Source organism: Desulfuromonas sp. DDH964, from assembly GCF_001611275.1.
GTDB lineage: Bacteria > Desulfobacterota > Desulfuromonadia > Desulfuromonadales > DDH964 > DDH964.
Genome location: NZ_CP015080.1, coordinates 2,178,636 through 2,193,835 on the forward strand (window position 1 = coordinate 2,178,636; position 15,200 = coordinate 2,193,835).

The 15,200-nt window shown below is 62.2% G+C and carries 17 protein-coding genes; all 17 read right to left on the bottom strand.

Features of this window, described 5'->3' with window-relative positions; genetic code table 11:
* Window positions 1-54: 54 nt before the first annotated feature.
* The 17 genes from DBW_RS10005 to DBW_RS10085 all read right to left on the bottom strand — a co-directional run bounded on the left by DBW_RS10005 (window position 55) and on the right by DBW_RS10085 (window position 15,186).
* Complete coding sequence (locus DBW_RS10005) at window positions 55-969, bottom strand: peptidylprolyl isomerase (protein WP_066727376.1); 915 nt, start codon at window positions 967-969, stop codon at window positions 55-57.
* 18 nt (window positions 970-987) lie between these two features.
* Window positions 988-1,785 (bottom strand): 16S rRNA (adenine(1518)-N(6)/adenine(1519)-N(6))-dimethyltransferase RsmA, encoded by a 798-nt coding sequence (gene rsmA / locus DBW_RS10010; protein ID WP_066727378.1) that lies wholly within the window; start codon window positions 1,783-1,785, stop codon window positions 988-990.
* Between the two features lie 128 nt (window positions 1,786-1,913).
* The gene (locus tag DBW_RS10015; protein WP_066727380.1) at window positions 1,914-2,390 is read right to left on the bottom strand and encodes a DUF2062 domain-containing protein; all 477 of its coding nucleotides are present in this window, start codon (window positions 2,388-2,390) and stop codon (window positions 1,914-1,916) included.
* A 15-nt stretch (window positions 2,391-2,405) separates the two neighbouring features.
* Window positions 2,406-3,428, bottom strand: coding sequence for a tRNA (adenosine(37)-N6)-threonylcarbamoyltransferase complex transferase subunit TsaD (gene tsaD, locus DBW_RS10020; protein WP_066729782.1), 1,023 nt, complete (start codon window positions 3,426-3,428; stop codon window positions 2,406-2,408).
* 91 nt (window positions 3,429-3,519) lie between these two features.
* Window positions 3,520-4,836: a PhoH family protein gene (locus DBW_RS10025; RefSeq protein WP_066727382.1), complete on the bottom strand. Its 1,317-nt coding sequence runs from the start codon at window positions 4,834-4,836 to the stop codon at window positions 3,520-3,522.
* Window positions 4,837-4,875: 39 nt separating this feature from the next.
* Window positions 4,876-5,163: a hypothetical protein gene (locus tag DBW_RS10030; RefSeq protein WP_066727384.1), complete on the bottom strand. Its 288-nt coding sequence runs from the start codon at window positions 5,161-5,163 to the stop codon at window positions 4,876-4,878.
* Between the two features lie 34 nt (window positions 5,164-5,197).
* A complete protein-coding gene (locus DBW_RS10035; protein WP_066727386.1) occupies window positions 5,198-6,352 on the bottom strand; it encodes an aminotransferase class V-fold PLP-dependent enzyme in 1,155 nt (384 codons plus the stop codon).
* 17 nt (window positions 6,353-6,369) lie between these two features.
* Entirely contained in the window at window positions 6,370-7,308 is a 939-nt protein-coding gene (locus DBW_RS10040; RefSeq protein ID WP_066727387.1) for an SPASM domain-containing protein, read from the bottom strand.
* A 163-nt stretch (window positions 7,309-7,471) separates the two neighbouring features.
* Window positions 7,472-8,476: a GeoRSP system radical SAM/SPASM protein gene (locus tag DBW_RS10045; RefSeq protein WP_066727389.1), complete on the bottom strand. Its 1,005-nt coding sequence runs from the start codon at window positions 8,474-8,476 to the stop codon at window positions 7,472-7,474.
* Window positions 8,469-8,783, bottom strand: a complete 315-nt coding sequence (pqqD, locus tag DBW_RS10050; RefSeq protein WP_066727391.1) for a pyrroloquinoline quinone biosynthesis peptide chaperone PqqD — start codon at window positions 8,781-8,783, stop codon at window positions 8,469-8,471. The genes DBW_RS10045 and pqqD overlap by 8 nt, the downstream gene beginning before the upstream one ends.
* Window positions 8,784-8,804: 21 nt before the next feature.
* Window positions 8,805-9,872, bottom strand: coding sequence for a YedE family putative selenium transporter (gene yedE, locus DBW_RS10055; RefSeq protein WP_066727393.1), 1,068 nt, complete (start codon window positions 9,870-9,872; stop codon window positions 8,805-8,807).
* Between the two features lie 11 nt (window positions 9,873-9,883).
* Entirely contained in the window at window positions 9,884-10,426 is a 543-nt protein-coding gene (locus tag DBW_RS10060; RefSeq protein ID WP_066727395.1) for a hypothetical protein, read from the bottom strand.
* Between the two features lie 9 nt (window positions 10,427-10,435).
* Window positions 10,436-11,353, bottom strand: coding sequence for a phosphate/phosphite/phosphonate ABC transporter substrate-binding protein (locus DBW_RS10065; RefSeq protein ID WP_066727397.1), 918 nt, complete (start codon window positions 11,351-11,353; stop codon window positions 10,436-10,438).
* On the bottom strand, window positions 11,350-12,438 hold the full coding sequence (locus DBW_RS10070; protein ID WP_066727399.1) for a right-handed parallel beta-helix repeat-containing protein: 1,089 nt from the start codon (window positions 12,436-12,438) through the stop codon (window positions 11,350-11,352). The genes DBW_RS10065 and DBW_RS10070 overlap by 4 nt, the downstream gene beginning before the upstream one ends.
* Window positions 12,435-13,220, bottom strand: a complete 786-nt coding sequence (locus tag DBW_RS10075) for a NosD domain-containing protein (protein WP_066727400.1) — start codon at window positions 13,218-13,220, stop codon at window positions 12,435-12,437. The genes DBW_RS10070 and DBW_RS10075 overlap by 4 nt, the downstream gene beginning before the upstream one ends.
* Complete coding sequence (locus tag DBW_RS10080) at window positions 13,211-13,678, bottom strand: hypothetical protein (RefSeq protein ID WP_066727401.1); 468 nt, start codon at window positions 13,676-13,678, stop codon at window positions 13,211-13,213. Before DBW_RS10080 ends, DBW_RS10075 begins: the two co-directional genes overlap by 10 nt.
* Complete coding sequence (locus DBW_RS10085; protein WP_066727402.1) at window positions 13,675-15,186, bottom strand: 4Fe-4S binding protein; 1,512 nt, start codon at window positions 15,184-15,186, stop codon at window positions 13,675-13,677. The genes DBW_RS10080 and DBW_RS10085 overlap by 4 nt, the downstream gene beginning before the upstream one ends.
* Between the last annotated feature and the right edge of the window lie 14 nt (window positions 15,187-15,200).

The window sequence follows — 15,200 nt, forward strand, 5'->3', positions numbered from 1 at the left end:
GCCGTTACTGCACCGCCCGTCGTGGGCGGCGACCGTGCCCTTAAGCTTAGGTGATCATCCGGGACTTGACAAGGAGGAGGGCCAGGGGAGTGTGGCGTCGAAAAGACGGATGTCGGCAGCAGCAATCAGGTCGCGGACCAGCGCCTGCAACGCCTGGTTGCGACGTTCTTCATGCAGTTTTTGCCGCAGTTGCGGCAGGGCCTCCTCCCGGGAAAGAGGCCTTGCCTCTTGTCGCTCGAGCACCAGGACCAGATGCCAGCCGAACTGGGTGGCGACCGGACCTCCAATGGCGCCGGCCGGGAGGTCAAAGGCAAGATCCTCGAACTCGGGAGCCATCGTCCCGCGCCGGACCCAGCCGAGGTCGCCGCCGGAAGCGGCACTCGGGCAGGCGGAATGCTGGCGCGCCAGCGCAGCGAAGTTTTCCGGAGTGGCTTCGGCAGCAAGGGCGGCGCACTTTTGCCGCGCCGGCGCCGATTGTCCGCCCGGATCCCGAATCAACAGATGGGCAGCCCTTATTTTAAGGGGCATTTGCAACCGCGGGCCCTGCTCGTTCCAGGCCCGCTCCAGCTCGGTTGCCGTCGGCGGGGCCAGCTCGGCGAGCTGCCGCTCACAGAAGAGATTGACGGTGAGGTCCTGGCGCAGCATGCGAAAATGGTCAGCGGGCGAAATCCCCGCCTTGGCGAGGGTCGCGAAAAATTCTTTGGCGCTGGGAAAGTTGGCACACAGGCGCTCCTGTTCGGCTTCAATTGCCGGGACCGGGGCGACGATCCCGCCGGCAAGAGCCTGCAGAAAGAGGAGCTGCCGGGCAAGGAGCTGTTCCAGGGCCAGTTCGGTCGCCTGCCGCAACTGTTCGGCGCTGAGCTGGTCCATACTCTTGCGATAATGCTGCAGGGCATAGCCCTGAATGGCATTGTCGAGGTCGTTCCGGGTCAGGGGCTGGCCATTGACCCTCGCGATGATGTCGGGCATGAAACCTCCGGTCGGCAGTCAGTTCTCGGCCGTCGCCGCGATAGCAGCACTGAGGCGGGCAAATTCCTCGAGGCTGAGGGTTTCTCCCCGCCGCTGCGGAGCGATGGCACACTGTTCGATGGCGCGGTCGATCTCTCCGGGGAGGAACCCGGCGCCAAGCAGGGAATTACGCAGGGTCTTGCGCCGCTGGCCGAAGGCCCCCTTGACCACACGGCGAAAGAGGCGCTGGTCAGCAATTACGACCCGCGGGGTCGGCAGCGGCACGAATTCGAGCACCACCGAATGGACCTTGGGGGCCGGAAAGAAGGCACCCGGCGGAACCACCGTCACCCGGCGGATGTCGAATTCAAGCTGGCAGAAGACCGAGAGGATGCCATAGGCGGAGGAGCCAGGCGCGGCGCAGAGACGATCGCCCACCTCCTTCTGGAACATCAGTACCAGCCGGGAGAAGCGAACCCGATGGTCGAGGACCTTGAAGAGGACCTGGCTGGAAATATTATACGGCAGGTTGGCAACCAGCTTGTAGGGGGGGAGCGGCAAGGCGGCGGCCCAGTCGAGGTCGAGGCAATCCCCTTCGATGATGCGCAGCCCCGGCTCCCGGCGGGCGGCCAGGCTGGCCACCAGGTCGCGATCGACCTCCATAACGGTCACCTCGCCGGCAGCGGCCAGAAGCTGGTCGGTCAGGGCGCCGAGGCCCGGACCGATCTCGAGGATCCGATCCCCCGCCTCGATCCGGGCGGCACCCAGGATCTTGGCCACGACTGCGGAGTCGCGCAAAAAATTCTGCCCGAAACGTTTTTTCGGTCGATACTGCATCTAAGTCTATCCGTTCATGGCCGGAGAAGGCTCGAAATGAATCTCCCCGCAGCAAGCTACGGGGTATCAAAAGTTTAGATTGATCGCTTTCATCGAAGCAAGCTTCGGGGAATTCGACCCACCTGAGATTAACGCCGGCGCCGGGGCCAGCGGGGAATGCGCCAGTTGCGGACGACCGGAATCATGCGCAGGGTCACGGCATAGGCGAGGGCGCCGGAGACCAGCGCGTAGAGGAGGCTGCCGAAGCAGAGGGGCAATACCACTTCCCAGCCGAGGGGACGCAAGGCCGCGAAGGTAAAATTCGCGGGGAGGTGCACCCGCTCCATCGAGAGGAGGACCCGGCCGGTTTCATATTCGAGGGCATAGATAAAGGGGGCGGTGACCGGGTTGGTGATCCAGACCCCAAGGGCGGCAGCAAGCTTGTTTTCGCGCAGCAGCCAGGCAAAGCAGACGGCAATCGCCATCTGGAAGCCGAAGGTCGGAGTCATGCCGATAAAGATGCCGAGAGCCATCCCCTTGGCGATATCATCCGGGGTCCCGCTGAGCCGGGCAAAGCGGAGAAATTGCAGCTTGACCTGTCGGATCATCCTCCAGCGTCGCCACATGGTGACCGTCCGTCATCAGCCGGGCGTACCAGCCGTTACCCGGTCAAGGGGCCAGCTGGCAACAGCGTTGAGATCGAGGGCGTCGTTGGCGCCCGCTTTGAGGCGAAAATTGCCGGCAACACCGAGCATCGCGGCGTTATCGGCACAAAGGGAGGGCGAAGGGAAAAAGACCTGCCGGCTGCAATTCCGGGCGGCGTTCTGCATCGACTGGCGTAACCCCCGGTTGCAGGCGACCCCGCCGGCGATGACGATCCGTTCGAGGCCGGCCGTTTCTGCGGCCGCCATCGTCTTGCGGGTCAACACCTCGACCACCGCAGCCTGGAAGCTGGCCGCCGTATCGGCACGCCCGCCTTCATCGAGAGCCGGCTGCTGTTGCAGATAATTGAAAACCGCCGTCTTGATGCCGCTGAAGCTGAAATCGGAGCCAGGTTTGTGCAGCAGCGGCCGGGGAAAGGCGACCGCCGCCGGATTCCCTTCCCTGGCGAGGGCATCGATCCGCGGGCCGCCGGGATAGTCAAGGCCGAGGAGTTTCCCGACCTTGTCAAAGGCTTCCCCGGCAGCATCATCAATCGTGCGGCCCAGGGTCTGGTAGCGACCGATGCCGTCCACCCGGTAGAGGTGGGTATGCCCGCCCGATACAACCAGGGCGAGGAACGGGTAGGCGATCGGTGTTTCAAGCTGGATGGCGAGTAGATGCCCCTCAATATGGTGGACGCCGACCAGCGGCAGATTGCGGGCATAGGCGATCGCCTTGGCTGCAGAGAGCCCGACCAGAAGCGCACCGATCAGCCCCGGGCCACGGGTAACGACGACCCCTTCGATCTCCTCCAGGGTTACTGGGGCCTCCTGCAAAGCTGTTTCGATTACCGGGATGACCGCTTCGAGGTGACTGCGGGAGGCAAGCTCCGGCACCACTCCGCCATAACGGGCATGGATATCGACCTGGGAGGCAATGACACTGGACAGCACCTGGCGACCGTCGCGCACAACGGCGGCCGCGGTCTCATCACAGGAAGATTCAAGGCAGAGAAGCAGCATGGGCAGGCTGGTCAAGCGTTAAGGGAGAAGAAAAGTGCTTCAGGTCCAATGGTTTGCCGCTCAATCTTTAAGCTGACCTCTCAACTCTGGCCTAAAGCAGGTTGGCCGCCAGTTCCGCCAGCGGGGAGCGCTCTCCCTTGGTCAGGGTGATATGCCCGGAGATCTCCTGGTCCTTGAACTTTTCCACCACATAGGTCAAACCGTTGCTCGACGAATCGACATAGGGGTTGTCGATCTGGTAGGGGTCGCCGGTCAGCACCAGCTTGGTCCCCTCCCCGGCCCGGGTGACGATCGTTTTGATTTCGTGGGGAGTCAGGTTCTGTGCCTCATCGACGATCATGTACTGCTTGGGAATCGAGCGGCCTCGGATATAGGTCAGGGCCTCGATTTCGAGAATCCCCATGTCGACCAGTTCCCGATAGCCCCGCTTGCGCTTGCCCCGTTCATCGACACTGCCGAGGAGGAGCTCGACGTTGTCAAAAATCGGCTGCATCCAGGGCGCCAGTTTCTCTTCGACATCGCCGGGAAGAAAGCCGAGGTCCCGTCCCATCGGGAAGACCGGGCGGGAGACGAGAAGGCGGCTGTAGGCCCCTTCGTCGGCGGCCTTGAGCAGGCCGGCGGCAATCGCCAGCAGGGTTTTGCCGGTGCCGGCCTTGCCAACCAGGGTAACGAGCTGGATATCCTCGTTGAGCAGCATATCGATGGCAAATTGCTGCTCGCGGTTGCGCGGATGAATCCCCCAGAGCCCCTCCTTGGGCGACTTGATCAGGGGGACGACCCGCTGCTGACCGGCGGCGTAGCGGCCGATGGCGGTATGGGAAGGATTGGTGGACGCAACCAGGGTGAGGCACTGGTTGGGTCGATAGTCCCCATGCAGCGGGAGGAAGCCCTGGCCATAAAAACGATCGACCTCGTCCTTGTCGACCAGGACCTCGGCCGATCCCGGGTAGAGCTCCTCGATGGAAACCTTGTCCGATTCATAGTCTTCGACGGTCAAGCCGATGGCATCAGCCTTGATGCGCAGGTTGGTGTCCTTGGTCACCAGGACCACCGGGCAATTGCAGGTGGACTTCAGCGCCAGGGCGACCGCCAGGATGCGATTGTCGCCGCGATCAACCCGCAACTCCGGAGGGAGCCGCTTCATGGAGTCTTCGGTGTAAAGATCGACCCGCAGCATGCCGCCCCCTTCGAGCGCCACCCCCTGAACCAGGGGCACCTCGCCGCGCAGGCCATCGAGGAGACGGGAGACCTGGCGGGCATTGCGGCCGGTTTCGTTGAGGTCTTTCTTGAAGCGGTCGATCTCCTCGATCACGGTGATCGGGATAACCACATCATTGTCCTCAAAACGGAACAGGGCCTGGGGGTCGTGCAAAAGGACGTTGGTGTCCAGAACGTAGAATTTTTTCATCGGGGGTATCCGATTCGTCAGGGGGTGGTTCCAACCAGGTCAGCGGTCGTAATCGAGGACTTCCAGCCCTTCGCTGGTGGCCAGGATCTTGACATGCACCGGATAGTTCTTGCCGGGGACGTTGCGCTTGGCGGCGAGGATCACTTCACCGTAAGAGTTGAGCGCGTTAAGGACCTGCTCCGGCGATTCCTCAATAATGTAGGCATTGTAGATACGGGTTTTCATCAGCTGTTCGCGGGTAACCGGATTCTCGGGCGGCAGGGAACAGGCCGCGCAGGTGAGGACCAGCAGGGCCCCGGGGATCAGGCGCAAAAGCTGTTTCAGCATCTCGAATCTCCTTACCATGAAAGTCACGTCCTATTCAGTCAGCAGGTTGGTTGGCCAGAAAGGCCAGCGCTGCAAGCAGTTGTTCAATATCGTCGGAAGTGTTGAAGTACCCCGGACTGACGCGAATCGTGCCGCGGGGAAAGGTCCCAAGGGTTTGATGGGCATCCGGTGCGCAGTGCAATCCGACGCGGGTCAGTATCCCATGATCGCGGTCGAGAAGGAAACCGATTTCTGCGGGGTCACGACCGGCGAGGAGGAAAGAAACAGCGCCGCCGCGCTGCTCGGGATCGCGGGGACCGAAGAGTGAGATACCGGGAATCGCCTGCAACCCCTCGAGCAATTGCCCGTTGAGTTGTGCTTCGCGCGCCCTGATCTTCGTCATCCCGACGCTACGGATAAAATCGATCCCGGCCTTGAGCCCTGCCAGACCGGGCGTATTGGGGGTGCCGGCTTCAAGGCGCTCTGGCAACTGCTCCGGCGGCAGTTCGGAATGACTGTTACCGCCGGTGCCGCCATAAATAAGCGGCCGCGGCACCAGCCCCTGGGCCAGGCAGAGAAACCCGGTCCCTTGTGGCCCGTAGAGCCCCTTGTGGCCAGGAGCAGCGAGCAGATCGATAGCGCCGGCCTCAAGATGCAGTGGAAAGAGCCCGGCACTCTGGGCGGCATCGACCAGCAGCAGGATTCCTTCGCGGCGACACCAGGGGCCGAGTTCGTCGATCGCCTGCAGAGTTCCGCTGACATTGGAACAGTGGGAGAGGACCAGCATGCGGGTCCGCTCAGCGCGGCAGGCTTCCATCAACAGCTGCGGGTTGACGCTCCCCAGGGCGTCGCCAGCCACCTTGACCACCTGAACCCCGGTCTCCGCGAGGGCGCGCAACGGACGTGTGACCGCATTGTGCTCCATGCTGGTAGTCACAACCCGGTCGCCCGGCGCAAGAAAACCAAAGAGTGCCAGGTTCAGGGCCATCGTCGCGTTGGCGGTAAAGACCACGCGCGCCGGATCACCGACACCAAACATTTCACTGACCGCTTCGCGGGTCTCAAAGAGAATGCGGCCAGCGTCAAGGCTGAGACGATGAGCCCCCCGTCCGGGATTGCCGGCAGCATCGGTCAGGGTTCGGGTGACCGCTGCTGCCACGGATGGAGGTTTCGGGAAGGTGGTCGCCGCGTTATCGAGGTAAATGGCCATGAGTCCGTTTCGTCCGCTCAGCGCGGACCGTCGCAGGCGGGGTCGCGCTCGGTTCCGTGCGCAAAGGTTTCGGCGAGGCCACGGCAGCCACCAAAGCAGACGGGATAGTCCCGGCAACCACGACAGCCGGCAGGAACGGTCGCTATCTGTTCACGAATGGCCAGTCTCTGCGCCGAGTGCCAGAGCTCGTCGAGTGAATGTTCGAGCAATGAACCGATCAGTCGCGGCCAGGAAGAACAGGGATAGAGGTCACCGCTGGCATCGACATAACCGACACTGTTGCCGGCCTGACACCCACCATATTCGCTGCGCTCACCGCCGCCACCCGGAAAGAGAATCTCCCAGAGGAAAAGGTCGTGGACCTCGAGGGCAAGACCCCGGCCGAGATCACTGCCTGCGGCAGCTATGGACGACTGGAACTCCCGGAGTGCAACAGGGGGCAACGGTGGCTCGGAGGAGCGGCCAAAGTTAGCATCGATACGTACGTTTGGCAACTTAAAACGGCCGATTCCGTGATCGCGGCAGAAGTCGGCAAGTACTGGAAGTGAGTGAAGATTTGCGGTATTTGGGACCAGCAGGAGGCCGGGATTTGCACCAGCCTTGCGCAGAGCGCAGAGTGCGGCATGGAGGGCAGGTTTATCGACCGCCGCACGCGTAACAAAACGGCTCGCATCAAGCAGCAGGTCGTCCGGCAGCGGTCCATTACTGGCCGCGGCCAGTTCTATCTCCGTACCGCGGCAAACCACCGTGACCTGGCAGTTGCCAGCGCGCAGCAGCGCGATAATTTCCGCAAACCCGGGATGAGCGAAAGGCTCTTCTTCCAAAAAGACGAAAAAGACCCCGGCCGCGGCGACCTTGCGGGCAACTTCCCGGGCAATATCCATGGGAACCGGGTCGGACCCGCCATGCAAATCCCAGGTCAGCCGCAACGGAGCATCAAGGAGATCGAGTGACATAAAAAAAATCGGGGGCAGTCTTCACTGCCCCCTTTCTTTGTTCAGCAGGGATGGACGTTCGAGGAACCAACCACCCGGGGCTTCAAATACGCTTTCATGGGCCTCACCTCCTTTGGAATTGTGTGGATCAGACGTCTATTCGCAGGCACCACCACGGCGCCAGTTATTTCCAGCAATGGGGATCGGGTTGATTGAACTCGCCAGTGGTGGCAAAGGCACGAGCGGTGCAGCCACCGAGACAGTCGGCAAAGGAACCACAACCGGAACATTTGCCGGTCGCTTCTTTATGCCGCATCCCCTTGAGGACCGGGGAATCGTACCAGATCGCATCAAAATCGTCCCGCAGGATATTACCAACCACCAGGGGGATGAATCCACAGGGAGTAATGTCGCCATTGGGCCGTAAATGCAGCGAAAGCTTACCACAACTGCTCCCTTTTACCAACGGGTTTTCCTGGTACCCGGGGAGGGAGGCGATGACCGGATCGTCGAAAGAGATATTCAAATCGGTCGTTTCGGCCTTCACCTGCAAGGCCTCCTGATAAAAGGCTTTCCACTCGCCGGGATCGAGGTCGAGCTCTTCGCGATTCTTGAAGCCGCGCCCGCTGCATTTGAAGTTGTGCAGGTAAACCTGGCCAACCCCGTAGGAACGGGCCAGATCGAGGAGGCGGGGATAGTCGCGGTAGTTGATGCGCGAGATCACTGAACTCATGGTACTCGCCAGACCGACGCTGCGCAGGGAATCCAGGGCCCGCAGCGCCCGATCATACGATCCGGGCATGTTCCGGAAATCGTCATGCAAGAGGGCATCGGCGCTGTCGAGGCTGATGCCGACGCTGGCAAAACCTGCGTCCTTCAACTTTTGGCCCACCGCGCCATCGATCAACCAGCCGTTGGAATTCATCGAGACCCGCAGCCCCTTGCTGCTGGCATAGGTTGCAACCTCGAAGAGATCCTCGCGAATCAACGGTTCGCCGCCGCCGAAATTAATGAAGGGCACCTGGCGATCGGCCAGAATGTCGACAATCCGCTTGAGGTCGGCAGTCGATAACTCCTCGGCAATCTCGTCGCGGCTATAGCAGTGTGAACAGCTGAAGTTACAGCGGAACGAAAGGGTCCAGTTAAATGTCAGTGGTGCGGAGAGAAGCTCCGTTGTCGCGTCAGCCATCGATCAGCCACCCCCTTCCCTGGAGGTCCTCCAGAAAGATCGCCACGTCGGCTTCAAGTTCGTTGCGCTCGGCGTCGAACTCCGTCGCCAGCGCCTCGACAATCTGCTCCCGACTGCGATTGCCGTCACAGAGGCTCCAGATCATGCCGCCGACCAGATTAAGCTGGTGCATGGTCCCACCTTCAAGCAGGATCACAGTTCCCCGCTCGGAGACGTCCTCGCCCTTGGCCATGGCGGCCAGGATCTCTTCTTCACGTCGTTTTTCATGACGCCAGATAAGCGCCGGGTTGCGTTTGGGTTGTTGCAAACCAGATCTCCTTGTAAAACTTCAGGCACAGCTCCGTTCCCGAAAGAGCAGACAACTGACGAGAACAAATACGAGGCCACAGAGGACCGCCACCTTGCCGAAAAGGGGAACACCGGCAGCTGTACCGGCAAGGCCCCAGGCCTGAACCAGAGCACCGCCGGCAAACATGCCGAGAACGGCGAGTCCGGCGTCGGCATCCCCCTCCCCGGCCTTGATCAATTGTCGGAACGGGCAACCACCGATCAGAACCGAAACCCAACCGACCAGCAACATGCCGATGCCACTCCAGAGCGCGTCAAGGTGGGAACCGGGCTGCCCGTAGTAGCCGCTGTGGAACTGCCCGGTGCCAATATTGGCGGCCAGGGCGACCACGAAGAAAGCGGCCAAACCCCACCCCAGGGGCGCCCGGCGTCCCATCAAAAGCAGATCCCGCAGGCTCCCGGTGATGCAGAAGCGGCTACGTTGGGCGAGCCCACCGAGGGTGAGTCCCACACCGAGGGAGATCAGCATCGGTGCATGCTGGGCCCCACTGCCGCTGCTTGAAAGCGCAAGAAACGCCGGTTGCCAGAAGAGCAAGCCCAGAAAAAGCAAGAAGAGTGCCGGCAACCAGAGACCGCTCCCTCCCGATTGGCGATGGCCGCTGCCAAAATGTACCCCGGCTGCCAGGCAGCGCAGGCCGACCCAAACCCCGCCAACCAGACCTACCATACCGGCGACAGCGGTCCAGTCACCGGCGGTCAGGCGCAACACCAGCTTGATCGGGCAACCGATAAAGACCGCACAGCCGACAATCAGAAAGAGCCCGGAAACAAAGCGCGGCAACGGAGCGCTGCCGCCGCGACTGCGGAATTCGCGAAACAGGGCGGCACTGAGAGTTCCACCGAGCAGAAAACCGATCAACTCGGGACGCAGATATTGCATCCGCTCGTTGCCGTGCAGACCGAGGGCGCCGGCGCTGTTCTCGATAAAGCAGGAGACGCAGATCCCTGAGTTCTCCGGGTTGCCCCAGGCTGCCAGCATCACTCCGGCGAGACCCAGGGCCGCGCCAGCGAAGAGAATCAACCAGCCATGACGGTCAAATCGTCCCAAACAGCAATCCCCTATTCACAACCGCCGGCGAGCCGGCTTTGCAGGTAGTAGACATTTTTCAGGGCTGTCCCCAGAGTCGGATTCCCCGGAGTCAGGCGGGCCTTTTCGGCGAGGGAGGAGAGCCCCACATCGACCAGTTGCTGAATGACCTGGCGCTGGGAAAAGGGCGAGTCCCGATCGACGTAATCGCCGTTGCGGCGTACCGCTCGCACCGCAGCGGCCACTGCTTCGGGAAGCGCACCGAGCCGCAACAGGCTGGCCGCGCGCAGGATGTCGCCATGGGCCTCGCCGGGATAACGCCGGCCCAGTTCTTCCAGTTTCATCAGCGCCTGCTGGTCATTTCCGGCCGCTTGCAAGCTGACGACCGGAGCATAAGTCTGCTCGAAAAAAGCGAGTCGTGCCCGTGCGGCAAGATCCCGTTCCAGGTTGCGGTCGACAGCCACTGCGCCAGCGGTCCCACTCTGCCCCTGGGTCACCAGCAGGCCGCCGAGGGAACACAGAACCACCAAGAGCAGAACCACCAAGATCCGGTCGAAACGATCGCGAGGTATCATCCAGCTTTCCTAGAATTTCTGATACGGAGGCATGTTGGCGCGTTGCGCCCAGCTCCGGATCAGGTCATAGTCCTGGTCCGTCAATTGTTCAAAACCGTCGATCCACGCCGACTTCAGCACCTTGACCTGTTCACCGTCAATGTCAACGGTCGTCTCCGGGGTCAGTTCGACCAGGGCCTTGCGAAACCGCTCCACCAGCTGCGGGTCGACCTGGTCAGATGCGCCGAAGGTGCAGTAAGGAATAATCGGGCTCTGGCCAAGAATGGTGATGTCATCCGCATCAATTTTCCCGGTTTCGATCATCACTTCGAGATCGAGAGCCGGCGCGGCAGCGACGTCGTAGGCACCGAAATAGATGGCGTAGATCACCTTTTCATGTTTGTAGGACCCGGAGGGAATGGCGTAATAGGCCAGATCCCGCTCCGGGTCGAGACCGGCATCGAGCATCAGGTTGTACTGGGCAAGATAGCCGGTCGGGGCGAGCTGGGGCCCGAAGACCATGCGCTTCCCCTTGATATCCTGCAAGGTCTTCATACCGCTGTCGCTGCGGGCAATAATCGCCCCGGCGGTGCGGGCACCGAACTGCCCGCGCTTCTCAGTGGCGATCAGCTGCAGGTTGTGGTTCTCCTTGAGAATGATGTAGAGGAGCGAATTGCCGTGGGTGAAGGCGAATTCTCCTGCGGCAAAGCGTTCCTCGAAATCCTGGGTATCGACCGGAACCGCCTCGAAATCGATGTCGAGAGTCTCCGAAAGGTAGCGGGTCAGGGGCCGGAACCGCTGCAAGGTCTCGGGAGCGCTGTTGCAATTCATAAAGCCGATCTTCATCTTCGGTCGTTCCCGCTGCGGTTTGCAAGCGGCTGGGATCAGGACAAGACCGAGGAGGAGACCGGCGCAGACCAGTTTTTTCAGAAAAGAGCTCGACATCATTTCACTTCCATGCGGATTGAAGGTGCAGCGGGCAAAGCGGGCGATAGCGTGACCCTTCCGAGTCCGGGCCGGTCGGCACCGTCGCGGACCAGGGTTTCGAGGCGTACCGGGTCGGTCGTCCCCCACCAGTTGCCGACGGCAAAGACCTCAGTGGTACCGTCGTTGATCAGGGCGTACTCGCCGTTGCCGGAAAAGTCATTGTTGGCCAGGGTGACCCCGGAGTTGACGATGCGCAGCCCGGCCCGGCCGTTGCCGGTGAGGCGGTTGCCGATAAAATCACAGGCAGAATCTTCAAGAAGGGTGCCATGCTCGCTGTTGTCGGCGATCAGGTTGCTCCGAATCCTTCCCTTGGAGCGCTGCAGATAGAGCCCTTTACGATTGCCGGTGAGGCAGTTGTGCTCGGCAAAGAGGGTCGAATCGCGCAGATTGGCACCGTTTATCCGGTTCCTTTCGATGCGGCAGCCACTCATCGTCAGCAGGCTGTAGACGCAGCGCAGCCCCCAGTAGTTACCAGCGATCCGCGTGTCATGCAGTTCGACGGTCGAATCCCGGAACTGCAGTCCGTTGAGGTTGTCGACGAAGCGGCAGCGCTCGATAGTCACCGTCGACTCCTGAAACTGAGCGCCGCGGGTGTTGTAGCGGAACTCGGAATCGCTGAGATGGCCGCGGGCAAAATGGGCGTGAAAACCGCGGTAGGCATATTCGACGATGCAGTGGTCAAGCCGGTTGTCCTGTTCCGAGGCCATCATATTGATCGCCCCCCAGTCCCCAGCCTGCGGCTGCGCCTCGGCAGAGGTAAAGAGGATCGGTGCCGCCGCGTTACCGAGGGCGAGAAAGGTCCCCTGAACAAATATTTCATGTTCACCGATCTGATCGCCGTTGCTGTCGTTTCGGGTGAAGCGAACGACGCTGCCGGGGCGGATTTCCAGCGTCACCCCAACCGGAACCGTCAGGATTCCGTCTACCAGCACCGTGCCGTCCCAGACCGTATCGCTGAGCAGGGTCTGTTCGCCGTGGTAAACAAGCTCCGCGCCCCAGGCGAATCCGGGCCAGAGCAGTAACAACAACCAGCCGAGGCACCTCATGGCCGCCCCCCCAGAAACATCCGATCGACCCGGTTGCCAGTGATCGCGGTGGTGTCGGCCGGCAGATCCCGGGGGCCGAGCACCAGGCCGAGGTCGTTACTGGTAACTTCGTTGCGGTCGAGCCAGGGGCGACTCCAGCGATCGACATAGATCCCTTCTTCGGCCTGTCCCCGAATCCGGTTCCCTTTCAGGTAGGGCCGGGCGCCATCCCAGCAGAAGATGCCGCCCTCCCCGTTTTCAACCGTGTTGTCGAGGATGTTCGGCGCGCCGCCGGCCTGGACGATAATGCCGTAGCGGCTGCCGCTGATGCGGTTGCCTTCGATGCGCGGCGAACAGCCGATCACCAGCAGGCCGGTCTCCGCCCCCTCAATAATGGCCCCCTCCACACTACTGCCGAAGGCTTGATCAAGAAGAATTCCGGCCCAGGCGTAGTTGTCGTCGGCATCCCCCTTGCCGTCGGCCAAAAAGCGCACCGGGTCGGTTGCGGTTCCGAGGACCTCGAGGCTGCCGCGCACCAGCAATTCCGTACCGGAGGAAAGGAATTCGGGGTCGATGCGGGTTGCCTCGGCAGGAGTGACGCGAACCGTGGTGCCAGAAGCGATGGTGAGATGGCTGCCGGCAGGGATCAACACGTCGCCGACAAGATGGATCTCACCCTGCCAGTGCAGGGTGCCGGTGAGAACGCCGGAGACCTCGACCGGAGCGCTATTCTCGGTAGCGCCGGCCGCCAGGGACGGGCTGAGAACGAGAAGAACCAGGAGCAGGAACCGATTCAGATCCATCGACGCTCCTGGAGGAAGCGTCGCGCCGCGGCTGCGGCCGGCTCACCGGCGGCAACGGCAGCCTGCAACCCGGCGAGATCTGCACTACCGAAGAGTCCAGCCAGCTTTTCCAGCGCTGGCATGACAGTGGTGAACTGGAGGTCCTGGCGGGGTCGCGGACCGACCGCCACACTCGGTCCGGCGCCAGTCGCGAAGAGGCGGTCGGCCCCTTTCAGGCCGCTGGAGATGGCGAGATCAATCTGGTCGGCGGCAAGTTCCGCCTCCCCTTCCCTGGCGCCGAGCGCGACCCGCTCGGTTTCGATGCCGGTCTTCTCCTTGACGTAGAGGATGACCACTTCCGCCAGTACCTGGCTCGCCGGGTCGGCACCGATCCCGACGTGGAGCTTGGGACCGAAGCAGGCACCGGCGGCGCCGGGCAGAAGCAGCAGGAGGATAAGGAACAGCGGCCACTGTTTCATCGGATGAAGAGCCAGCGGATGATGGTGGCGCCATAGAGCCCAGCGACCAGCGTGACGCCCACAACCGAGGCAACGAGGTAGCGGCGCGCGGTGCCGGCATCGCTGAAGAGGCGTGGCGCGGCGCGGCGCGCGGCGGTCAGGGCAAGGAGATAGCCGGCCACAAGCAGGCCGAGGACCAGCCACTTGAGGATATCGAGGGGAATCATTACGCCCGGGGTGTTGACGGTGCGCATGACGTTCATCGCCAGATAGCTGCGAACTCCGCTCGGGTCACCGAGGACAAAGGGGAGAAACGCCCCCTTGGCGTTGATCTTGACTGCCGCCAGGACGACGTGGGCGGCGAGGACCAGCGGGATGAAGGGCAAGGCGAGGCGACCGACACTCCCCCAGAATCCGAAGTCGCCTCCCGCCGGTTGCGGCATGGCGCTCGGCGTAGCGGGCTGTTCGACCTCGCCTTCAAACCGGACCCGGCCGAGCCGCAGCAGCAGATAGCCGGGAAGAACCAGCAGCAGCGGCAGGCCAATGGCGACCCAGAGGGCGGCCAGGACATAGTAGCCGGAGGCTTGCCAGCCGAGGAGTACCGCGCCCTGTTGCGGCAACCAGAAGATCGCCTCACGCAGATCGACGTAAACCTTGGCAAAGTTGGCGGTGAGCATGCCGAGCAGCACCAGGAAAAAGACACTTTCCGAGGGGCTGAGATAGCCGGGGCCGAGATCGGCGAGCCAGGGGCGGCGGCCAAGGAGGATATTGTCGTGGCAGCAATTTTCGGCGCAGTGCAGACAAAGAGTACAGGCGGCGCTGTCCTCGAGTTGGGCCGGGACCAAGTCAACAGGGCAGTCGGGCCGGCAGCTCTGCCAGTAGAGGACGGCGGGTCCCGTCGCCAACCGCTTCCAGACCGGTGCGCCGGAAATGCAGGACTGGCTGTCGCAACCAGCACAGATATCGGGATCTTTCACCCGCAACTGGAAGGGTGCCACCCGCGCGTAGAGACCAAAGACTGCCCCGGCCGGGCAAAGCAGAGTGCAGAAGGCGCGTTTGCGGAAGATGAGCCCGCAGAGGGCGGCCAGCAACAGGACCAGGGCGATGAGGGTTGCAGTGTAGTCGGGGTAGCGGTGAATCGCCAGGAAGTAGACCGCAAGCTGCAACGCCACCAAAGTCAGGGTTACCGGGATAAAGTTCTGCAGCCAGCGCGGCAGCGGCCGCTTCAGGCCGATGCGGGCGAAGAGCCCGTTGAGCCAGCCGACCGGGCAGACAGTGCACCAGCCGCGCCCGAAGAGGAGAGCAACGAAGACCACCCCCATGATCCAGATAACCCAGAACAGATAGTTGGCGAGGTTGGTATACATCAGCGGGTCTTTGACCGCGACCCCGGGGATGGCGTGCTGGTGCCAGCCGTATGCCGCCATCGCCACGGTCACGATCAGGGCGGCGAGGCGGACCAGGCGCCAGCCCCAGGTGGAACGCAGCAGGCGGCCAAGACCGGGTATGTCAAAAAGGTTTTTCAGCAAAGCCCCAACGTCCC